This window comes from Pontivivens nitratireducens (genome assembly GCF_014235845.1).
Classification (GTDB): Bacteria; Pseudomonadota; Alphaproteobacteria; order Rhodobacterales; family Rhodobacteraceae; genus Pontivivens; species Pontivivens nitratireducens.
The window spans coordinates 1-9,671 of record NZ_JACJUQ010000032.1 but is presented as its reverse complement, the minus strand read 5'-3'; the positions used below and the strand labels follow the sequence as shown (position 1 = coordinate 9,671).

General features: G+C 57.1%; 9 protein-coding genes. 4 read left to right on the top strand and 5 right to left on the bottom strand.

The window, feature by feature from the left end; all coding sequences use genetic code 11:
* Positions 1–163 precede the first annotated feature (163 nt).
* Positions 164–946, bottom strand: a complete 783-nt coding sequence (locus tag H1S03_RS17010; protein WP_185805274.1) for a replication initiation protein — start codon at positions 944–946, stop codon at positions 164–166.
* 438 nt (positions 947–1,384) lie between these two features.
* Here H1S03_RS17010 and H1S03_RS17005 point away from each other — a divergent pair, with 438 nt between their 5' ends.
* The 3 genes from H1S03_RS17005 to H1S03_RS16995 all read left to right on the top strand — a co-directional run bounded on the left by H1S03_RS17005 (position 1,385) and on the right by H1S03_RS16995 (position 3,353).
* Positions 1,385–1,579 (top strand): helix-turn-helix domain-containing protein, encoded by a 195-nt coding sequence (locus tag H1S03_RS17005; RefSeq protein ID WP_185805273.1) that lies wholly within the window; start codon positions 1,385–1,387, stop codon positions 1,577–1,579.
* Positions 1,580–1,832: 253 nt separating this feature from the next.
* Positions 1,833–2,585, top strand: coding sequence for a hypothetical protein (locus H1S03_RS17000; protein ID WP_185805272.1), 753 nt, complete (start codon positions 1,833–1,835; stop codon positions 2,583–2,585).
* 156 nt (positions 2,586–2,741) lie between these two features.
* Positions 2,742–3,353 (top strand): hypothetical protein, encoded by a 612-nt coding sequence (locus H1S03_RS16995; protein WP_185805271.1) that lies wholly within the window; start codon positions 2,742–2,744, stop codon positions 3,351–3,353.
* A 386-nt stretch (positions 3,354–3,739) separates the two neighbouring features.
* On the opposite strand, the gene H1S03_RS16990 is transcribed toward H1S03_RS16995, so the two are convergent.
* From H1S03_RS16990 to H1S03_RS16980, 3 genes are read right to left on the bottom strand one after another with little or no spacing between them, the layout of a single operon-like run.
* Positions 3,740–6,562, bottom strand: coding sequence for a class I SAM-dependent DNA methyltransferase (locus tag H1S03_RS16990; protein WP_185805270.1), 2,823 nt, complete (start codon positions 6,560–6,562; stop codon positions 3,740–3,742).
* A 30-nt stretch (positions 6,563–6,592) separates the two neighbouring features.
* Positions 6,593–6,856: a ribbon-helix-helix protein, CopG family gene (locus H1S03_RS16985; protein ID WP_185805269.1), complete on the bottom strand. Its 264-nt coding sequence runs from the start codon at positions 6,854–6,856 to the stop codon at positions 6,593–6,595.
* The gene (locus H1S03_RS16980) at positions 6,849–7,640 is read right to left on the bottom strand and encodes a ParA family protein (protein ID WP_221892752.1); all 792 of its coding nucleotides are present in this window, start codon (positions 7,638–7,640) and stop codon (positions 6,849–6,851) included. The genes H1S03_RS16985 and H1S03_RS16980 overlap by 8 nt, the downstream gene beginning before the upstream one ends.
* Between H1S03_RS16980 and H1S03_RS16975 the strand changes: the two genes are divergently transcribed.
* Entirely contained in the window at positions 7,639–8,322 is a 684-nt protein-coding gene (locus H1S03_RS16975) for a recombinase family protein (RefSeq protein WP_185805268.1), read from the top strand. The two genes, H1S03_RS16980 and H1S03_RS16975, sit on opposite strands and share 2 nt — an antisense overlap.
* A gap of 75 nt (positions 8,323–8,397) precedes the next feature.
* Here H1S03_RS16975 and H1S03_RS16970 read toward each other — a convergent pair whose 3' ends face one another.
* Positions 8,398–9,474: a Hint domain-containing protein gene (locus H1S03_RS16970; protein ID WP_183530500.1), complete on the bottom strand. Its 1,077-nt coding sequence runs from the start codon at positions 9,472–9,474 to the stop codon at positions 8,398–8,400.
* Between the last annotated feature and the right edge of the window lie 197 nt (positions 9,475–9,671).

Genomic DNA, 9,671 nt, shown 5'->3' with positions numbered 1-9,671 from the left:
CAGCCGGATCAAAGCCAGCTTCACCCTGTGCTTCGACAAAAACCTCTTCCCAGAACCTACGCGCCAAAAACGGTCGTTTTAGTCACCGGTGCGCAAGAGCAAGAAAATCGCGGTGTGCCAAAACCCTACGGCAAAACTCAAAGGGTTTTGGCAGGTTTTTGCCCTACTCGATCACCTCAGGCGGCAACATTTCTTCAACGGTCCCGGTGATCCGCGCCTTGCGGCCCACGCGGGGGCGCTGCAACTCAGCGTAGGCGGCTTTCCTACCTTCAATGTCCTTCGCGCCCCAGCCGATCAGAACGCCAGTGACGCGCCGCCCGGTTTTCTCAGGCACCACGGTCACGGTGAAGTCGGATAGGGCGTTCACTTCCATGAGCGCAGGTTTGATCGCGTATTGGTTCAAGTTGCCATAGGTGGTCAGCTTGTCAGCCTCTACGCCTAAGAGTTCTCGAAAATCGTCCATGCTGAACCGTTCGGTGAAGATGTGCTTGAGCCGCACGCGGCGTGCTACGGCTTCATAGAGGGCCAGCGCATATTTCGAGGTGAAGGCACGCAACACTTCCATTTCCAGCTTTGCAAAGACGGTCGAGTCCTTGAGCAACAACGCCAGCTCAGGCGGGATCGAGTATTTGAGGTTGCCGCGCTTTCGCTTGGGGTCTGACAGGTTGTTCCATCCCAAGAGCTGCACGCGGTCGGTTGATCCGTCCGGGCGCTGGATCGTCACAACGGTCGTCATGAGGGCTTCAATCGACTGCACAAGCCGGTCGTTGCTTTCATGCGTTTCTCTTAGGTCGGCAACGGCAATTTCAAAACGCCTACCTTCCGACGCTAGGTCAGGCCCAAAGGCATGGCGCAACAGGACGTTGAACAACCGCCGGTCTGCCAGCGTCAGCTTAGCCGCGCCCTTTACCTCGATCAGCTCGGCGGGCTTCACCATCTCGCCCATGTTTGGGGATACGTCGAGCGTCCGTGTATTATTAGTTTTGGGGCGGCTCAGTTCTGACAATGCGTTTCCCTTAGCTGGCGATTCGCCCAAAGCTAAGATTAAACTCGTGTCAGAGGCAAGGTATTGTGTCTCGATTCAGATTGCGCACAAACCGCCCGATTCCTAAGCGATAACCGCCCCAAAACTAATGGATAACCGCCCCAAAACTAATCCGTCCTCGCCCGATTCCTAAGAGTTTGGTGGATTTTCCATTTCAGATCAAAGGATTACATGCCCTGAAGTAAGAAGATTCTAGAAGAAAAAGAAGAAGAACGATCACAGCACAAATGCGGATTTACGTAATTGCATAATTTTCGCCATGTTCGGCCTTTGTTCCTTGAGCTGTAGCAGCCAAAACGCTACAATGGTTCGTATCTGCTCACACATGGACCGCAAGATATGGACATTTCACCCCTGCTCACCGTGGCTGACTTCTGTCAGGCCGTAGGTATTAGCCGATCCACCTGGCACAAACTCAAGCGCCAAGGCGCAACACCCGCCGTTGTCACCATCGGCGGCGTTCAACGCATCCGAAAGGAAGCGGCTGAGGCATGGCTTGCTGAGAACGAAACCAGAGGCAGCACCATCCACTAACAACATCTCGCCCGGTCGAAATGGGAGGAACGGCGGGCGCATCGAGGTTAAGAAACTGGACACGCAATTTACCGCATCAGGTTCAAACGGAACGGCTGAAACGCCCGAGTTACGGAAGCCGCCTATATATATAGCTCGCGCGTTACCTATACCGTACTGTTCCCACCAGAACCCACACAGCGACACTTCCGCGAACAAGGGCGGGCAAGGGGCGGCATCCAGCCCCGCAGCCGCAGCCCGCCCGCTGGGCGCGTTGGTCGGCGAAATCGCGAGGACAGTTCAGCCACCAGAAAAGCGCACGGACGGTTTACCAATAGGCTCACAGACCAAATTCATAGAAGCGGCAAAATGCGCGGCTATTCTCGGCTTCCCGATCAACACACTTCTCACGGTTCGCTGGTCGTCGCTCTACCATCACGACAACACCAATCCACTCTTTGCCCAGTCACCCGTCGAGCGAATTGCCTACCTGGTCGAGTTGCTGAGAAAATGGGTCAGCGCACGGTGTCGCGGCGGCTTCCAGTATCTTTGGGTGCGCGAAGCAACGTCAGAGCTGGGCGAGCACTGGCACCTCGCCTTTCATCTGCCGCACGGGAAGCGACAGGCCGTCGCGTCTTATCTCTCCGATCTTCTTGGCGAACCCTTAGACCACACACCCCGCCCCAGGGCGCAGGGTCGGACAGAAGGCGAGTTCGCATGTAGCGTCTGGGGATCATGGCACATGGCGAAAGACACACACCCGGAACGATCCGGCTTCTACCTCGCCGCCTATCTCGGAAAGGGCGAACCATCTGAACGCATGTTTCGTGGCAAACTGGTTCCTAACACCCGCAAGCTGGTCAGGGGCCAGGCATTCGGTGGCCGCGAAAGGTCTGGCAGATATGACGCGACACAGGGCCAGATCAGGGGAACGACAGCACTCAAGAAGCGGTTCGACATTGCCCGTCCGCTCAAACAGGCCATGAAAGCGCGCCAGAGCGGCGATTTAAGCGGCGTGAGGGGCTGAGATATGGTTAGGGGTGCCAAAAGCGAGAAAGGCGCTCAGCGGCGCTCTCTGTGCCTCTCAAGGGCGTTCACGAAAATCGCCCTGTCACAGCAAAAGCAGCCGGGAACCGATGCTGGGCAAGTTTCCAAATGATTTCGGCTAAATCTGAGGTGAGGCATGGGCGGGATTGGTAGCGGGCGACACTGGCAGTTCGGGGCAGACACAACGGACGATTACCGCTCGATTGATATTCGGTGGCTGAAGCGCGAAGGGCTTCTGGAATCCGGGATCAGCCGCCGCATTACCTGGTCGCGCGGCGGTGAGGTGACAGGCTCGATCAATGTCCAGTCAGAGCCGGGGCGCGTGATCCTGGACTATCGCCACCGGGATCGAGGCGGGGAATGGCAACCGGAGCGCTACCCCGTCTATCTCGATACCACGCCCTGCCACATAGGCGGTGAGCGGCATTGGTTCCTCTGCCCAGCTCGGGGCTGTGGTCGTCGGGTCGCCATCCTCTACGGCGGGGCAATTTTCGCGTGCCGCCACTGTTACCGGCTGGCATATCCTTCGCAGCGGGAAAAGCCGGGGGATCGAGCTGCACGGCGGGCAGATCGCATCAGGGACAAAATGGGCTGGCCTGGGGGCATCCTGGAAGGCGGCGACTGGGGCAAGCCTAAGGGAATGCACTGGCGCACCTATGAGCGTCTTTGCCACGAACACGACGCCCTCTCAGATCGCGCCCTGGTCGGGATCATGGATCACCTGAACCGCCTCTCAGGCCGTTTCTAAAATAGGCGGATTTAGAGGGGATGAAGTTGGCAAGAAATAGGGGTGATTACTTCACATGCGGGCGAACCGCAGCCCTGCCCTGCCCGGTTGCCTCTGAGGCTGTGGGAAGTTGGCAGGAAATAAGGGCGCTTTCTTCGCATACCAGTCAGCTCGAAAACCGACTGATTTTCCAAGGCATAACCCGTTTTAGAATGAGGGAACGACCTTGGCAGGATATGCCGCTTGTATGCGCGTTTTGTCCGATCTGCCCCCGCGCCCAGACCGCCCCGATAATTGGGGTCGGTTCGGTTTGGGCGCTTTCCTGAATGCTGGAAAGAACGGCGGCGCTTTTCACCGGCCAAGAGGGTTAAAATCGGTTTCCCCTTATCAAGGAAAGGCTTGCCGGATCAGGGCTTGCGCTTGCGCCGTTTCTTTGTCGCTGGCTTGGCTAAGAGCGGGTCCGTCATTTTTTCATAGAGCTGGAACAAGTGTTCCACGCGGTCACGCTCCGATTTGAACGCGGTATTCCGATAGAGGCGGTCTACCGCCTTGTCATTGGCTTGGTGAGCGCGGCGCAGATCGGCAGGCATAATGTCGGGATCATAGAGGTCGGCCAAGCTGGCGTCTGGATAGTTTTCTCGGGCGTCAAGGATCGCCTGGGCGTGAGGTTCCAGCTTGCTCATGTGATCGCCTGGTGGCATCGGGAAGGTGTTATAAACTAGCCCGATGGTGTAGCGGTAATCGCTCTTGAGCCTGCCGCCTACGTTACGCAACCACGCCATGTGCATGGCAGACTGTAGCAGCGCGAATTGCGCGGGTGTTGCACTCGCCATGATCCGCACAAGATTGCTGGGCACGATTGGAGGCTCAAGGAAGCCGATCGGTGCATATTCCCGTCGTTCAGAGCTGACTTCGGGCATCACTAGAAACGGCGCATCCGGGATTCTGGTCACATGAAACGCGGTTGGCGTCTCTGCCAAGGCCAAAGACGACATACCGGGTTTCTTGATTGTGTCCGGGTCTTTCCCTTTGGCTGGGATATTCCCTAGGCGGTATTCTCGCACCTGCCCCACCACGGCTTTGGTCAAAGGCATCGAGCGAAAATCCTGTGGCGGGATCAGCGAGGCGCAGAGGATGTGACGGTCTCCGCCGTTCAGAAACTCACGCGCGCCGATGTAGGGGCGCAGATAGGGCGCAGCTTGTGGTTCCTGGGCCAGAAAGGCGTCCCGTTCTTCGCCGGAAAAGATGAAATGCCCGCCGTCGATAGGTTTTGAGCCGATGATGAGCTTGGGCAGTCCGTTAATCGGCTTGCTGGCTTCTTTCACCACCAAATGCGGGTTGGACAAGGTGCTGGCGTCGATAAGGTAGGGCGAGATCGCGGCGTGCCGTGTCTCGATGGGATCGCCCTTGATGTCGGGGTAGCTGAACAGGCGGCGGTCCTTCCTGGCACTTGCGCGAGGTTCCAGCCCTAACACCACAACATGCACAGCAGCCTTTCCCCGTGCTTCTGACCCCCATGCAAACGTGCGATGTGCGAAGGCAATCTCGAAGCCGTGCCGGTTAAACAAAATCGGCCAGAGCTGCGCCACCTGCTCCCCTTGCGTGATCGAATTGGTGGACACGAACGCCGTAGGTGCACCAAACGCCGCCGCCTTGATGAACCAGGCGCATACATAGTCCAGTGTTCCACCAGTCTTACCCAAGGCGGCGATGCTGCGTACCTGGGCGCGTTGTTCATCGGATTGATACTTTGCCCCTATGAAGGGCGGGTTCCCGATGATGTAGCTCAGATCGTCAGGGGCAACGGTGGTCCAGTCTGTTTCAAGCGCATCGGCATGAACGATGTTTGGGGATTTCCGCAGGGGTATTCGCAGGAAGGCCGCGCCAAATTCCAAGCTGGCCTGCGTATTCATGATGTGATCCATCATCCACATGGCGGTTTCGGCAATCCGCGCCGGAAATTCTGAAAACTCAATCCCGTAGAATTGGTCCACATCCAGCTTGAGTAAGGATTGCAGTGGCAGTTCGGTCGCCCCGCCCTTCATGCGTGCCAGCTCGGCACGGTAGATTTCCCGCAGCACCTCAATTTCCAGAAGCCGCAGCTCCCGGTAAGTGATAATCAGGAAATTGCCGCAGCCGCAGGCGGGATCGAGGAAAGACAGACCGGCCAGCTTATCATGGAACGCGCGTAGCAGTTTCACGCGGTTCTGTTTCCTTGCTTTCAGTGTTTCAAACTCTGCCCGCAGATCATCCAGGAATAGCGGCCCGATCACCTTGAGGATGTTCTTTTCGGTGGTGTAATGCGCACCGGCTTTGCGTCGTTCTTCCTTGTCCATGACTGACTGGAACAACGAGCCAAAGATCGCTGGCGAGATACCGGACCAGTTGAAACGGCTGGCTTCGATCAGCCTTTCACGCATTTCAGAGTTGAAGGCGGGCGTGCGGATGGGGTCTTTGAACAGGTCACCGTTCACATAAGGGAAGCGCGCCAGGTCTTCGTCCAAGTTCGCTTGGCGTTCATCTTCTGGTGTGTCCAGAACCTCAAAGAGCTGCGCAATCATCGGCCCGGTGTCTGAACCATCTTCGCGGGTGCGCGTTTCGAGGTAGTCCAGAAAAATATCGCGGGGTTCAAAAATGCCGGTGTCGTCAGCAAAGAGGCAAAACACCAGACGCGTCAGGAATACTTCGAGCTGGTGACCCTTGTAACCGTTTGCCTCAAGCGCATCATGCAAACGCCCGACCAGCTCGGACGCCTCGATGTTCACGGGGTCTTGGTCTTTGAAACTCCGCTTTTCCATCCCCATGATGAAGCCGAATTTCTCGATGTGATCCGGCAGGTCAGCGAGGGCGAAGGTCGTTTCTTCGCGGGTGTCCCGGTCTAGCAGCTCAAATGTCTGGAAGTCGCAAAGGAGCTGGAAGCGGGGGCGTTCGGTTTCTTTCAGAGCGTCGAAGTATTCACCGGCTTGGGGGGCGGCTTTGGTCAGATCACGTCCTGCTGACTTCTGTTCCACCAAGAGAACACGCGGCCAGAACAGATCAATGAAGCCGGATTTGTTGTTCAGCTTTCGGACGTGTTCTTCATAGCGGGCAACAGATCGGCGCTCTACGCCAAAGATCGCAAAGAAGTCGTTGTAGAAGGTTTGTGTCTCACCCTTCTCATATGTGGCATCGGCGTAGGTGCGTGCGAAGTTGGCAGCGCGGGTGCGGATTTCGTTGAAGCTAAGGCGCAATCGTAATTCCTTATTTACGTAAATACATAATCACGCATCTGCGCGTTTCAGGTAATCGGCTAGTGCGGCCTCTAAAATAGCTTGGTGCGTCTGGTCAGTTTCGGCAGCATGAAGCCTCAGGCGCTTGTAGGTCTCGCCATCGAGGGCAAGCGTCAGCCGCTTCTCACCAGGACGCTTCGCTGGTTTTTTGTCCTGGGCCGCGCCTTGCCCTGCCCCGCGTTGCGGTATGCCGGTATCAGTCGGGCGGCTTTCGGTGTTCAACAGGCCATCGAGGGCCACGGGTTTCTTAGCCATCCAGAATCCCTTTCACGTAATCCCAAACGGCGGCAATCTCTGCCCCCGCCTTCTGGTCGGTTGTTTCGGATACCCCCTGCCCGGTCGCGCCGGTTTCAGCGTATGCAACACGTTGAGCGATATTTACGGGGGCAACTCTGCCGTGTTGCGCAAGAACGCGTGCCGCTTCCTCTGTGATCCGCGCACGCGGCGTTTGAGATAGGGCAAAGGCGAAAGGCACCTTTGCGGCGTTCACGGCGGCTATGGTCGCGCCTACCGCTCGCAGATCGTCAGGGGAAGGGCGAACCGGGATCAACACCAAGTCAGCCGCGCCAAGCGCCTCAGATAGCCATTCTGGGGCCGCTGGCGGGGTGTCGATAATGCAAAGGTCAAATTGCGCCTTAGCGGCGTCCAGTGTTGCTTTGAGTGCATGTGGTGCAGGGTCACGGTCCAGCATTGCAGGCGTGTCAGCGTCCCGGCTTTCCCACCACGCCCTGAGCGAGCCTTGTGGGTCTAGATCAAGGCAAAGCACCCTGAGGCCGTCTTGTGCAGCGGCAACAGAAAGATTGCGGGCCAGCGTTGTTTTGCCAGCCCCGCCTTTTTGAGCGGCTATGAGTATCGTTTCCATAATGCAGGAAACTAACTGACTTGTGCGAAAGCGCAAACGCATAATTTCATACATACGCACTTGCATAATTACGTAAATGCATACATCTGTATAAGAACGCAACGGACGTAGGGTTTTTATACACCTGATAAAACCTGACACTGTTGAGGAATGTTGAGGTTGAAAGGGCAGCGCCATGAAATTTGTCACCTACCTTCGCGTATCAACCGAACGCCAGGGCCAGAGCGGCTTGGGGCTGGAAGCGCAACGCGCGGCGGTCGCGGCGCATGTCTTGGGCCGGGGCGAGGTCGTGGCAGAGTTTGTCGAGGTTGAAAGCGGCAAGCGGTCGGATCGACCGGAGCTGGCGCGGGCGCTGGCAGAGGCTAAGCGGGCAGGGGCCGTGTTGCTCATTGCCAAGCTGGATCGTCTCGCCCGCAATGTCGCCTTCATTGCGAACCTTCTGGAAAGCGGGGTCGAGGTCACGGCGGCAGATATGCCAGAGGCAAACCGTTTCGTGCTGCACATCATGGCCGCGGTCGCGGAACAGGAGGGCCGCGCAATCTCAGAACGCACCAAGGCGGCGCTTGCAGCGGCGAAGGCGCGGGGTGTCAAACTGGGCTGGTCTATCCCTGAACGGGCTTCTGAGCAGCGTCAGGCGGCACGGAAAGGAGCTGCGGCAAACAAGGCGCGGGCGCTGGCCCATGCTGAAAACGTGTTGCCGGTGATCGAGCAGATCAGGGCAGGGGGCGCATCCCTTCGCCAGATCGCGGCAGAGTTGAACGCGCGGGGCATCAAAACCGCGCGGGGCGGCAAATGGCACGCGACTACGGTTCGGAATATTCTAACGGTGGAAAACGGCGCTAAGGTTCGCGCGGCCTAAAACGGTCGTTTCTGCCGGTGACAGAAACGTATGAGTTTTGACACGTCCTCCGGCGGACGTAAGCTTTCCAAGGCGCTAGTTTACTACCCGAAGTCTCGCTGAAGGTTCTGCCGCGCCTTCTTCAATTCCTACCTGACGCTCCAGACGAAGCGCGTCAGAAAGCACTTTGCTTTCGCGAACCGACAGGAGACGGCGCGCTCCCGGATAGACGACCGACGGAGATTGGTGTCGCAGGGCCGGACAAACCGAAAGAATTTTTGCACGGCCTAGAGCCCCGAGACGATGCAGCGCCTCGGGGCCGGGATACAGAGTTTCGACCGCCAAGCCGTTGGCGAAGATGATCTCGTGTTGCTCCGTGAACAAGGTAATGTATTCGATATGCCGCCTGCCGCGCATTTCTCGAATTCGCGGCAGCCCCACCAACCCCTTTGACGGAGCAAGGACCTCAGACGTCTCAAACAGAAATTTACATGCCGGGTCATTCACGAGAATCCGATGATCTGGTGACAAGATCAGGTCACGACTCGGCTGCTGTTCTCCGAAAAATGAAGTCTTGATAAGAATTGGTTTGCCTGTCGCGCGATTGGTCAAGTCAAGCGTACGTCTTCCAACCCAAGCGAGCGGGACAGTTCCGTGATCCAGTGTCTCAACCAAATCGCCGCTTTTTAACGCCGCGACGTCCGTAAAACCATCCGGTGTCGTGATCATCGCGCCCGGGGTAATACACGGAAAGTCCATAAAATCGAGCTGCCCGTCGTCATCGCCACCAACACCTGCAGCTTCATCAGCTTCCGTATACGTGACCGTCGACGGTCCGGCGGGAACACCGCCTAAATCGATAAGAAAGGGCTGGTTGTTGAGCAAGAGATGTTCGTCCCCTGCACCGCGCCCTTGCTCGATATCTGGCTGTACGCTTGTTCTGGGGACGACTACGTTATTGTCCGAGTCGAGGATCGTGATAAACTGGCCATTCTGGAATTCTGTAACGCCAGTATTCACCTGCTCGACGACAACTGTGAAGAGTTGATTGGCCGTTCCTATAGCCTCGACGCCATCGACCGTCACAATCCGATCAGGCCCATTTCCTGTGCCGGAGAAGCTGGAATAGCGGCCAATCTGATCGCCGCGGAGGGTCAATGTCACCGTGGGCATACGAATCGCTCCTGGTTGGCAGTTTGAAACATAGCATTTTGAACGCGTTGTCCAAACATCTGTACACCTGCATAGATGCACTCGGCGTGATACCGCTTCTGAATGAAGGAAGTCTTGAGACAGCCGGATCAAAGCCAGCTTCACCCTGTGCTTCGACAAAAACCTCTTCCCAGAACCTACGCGCCAAAAACGGTCGT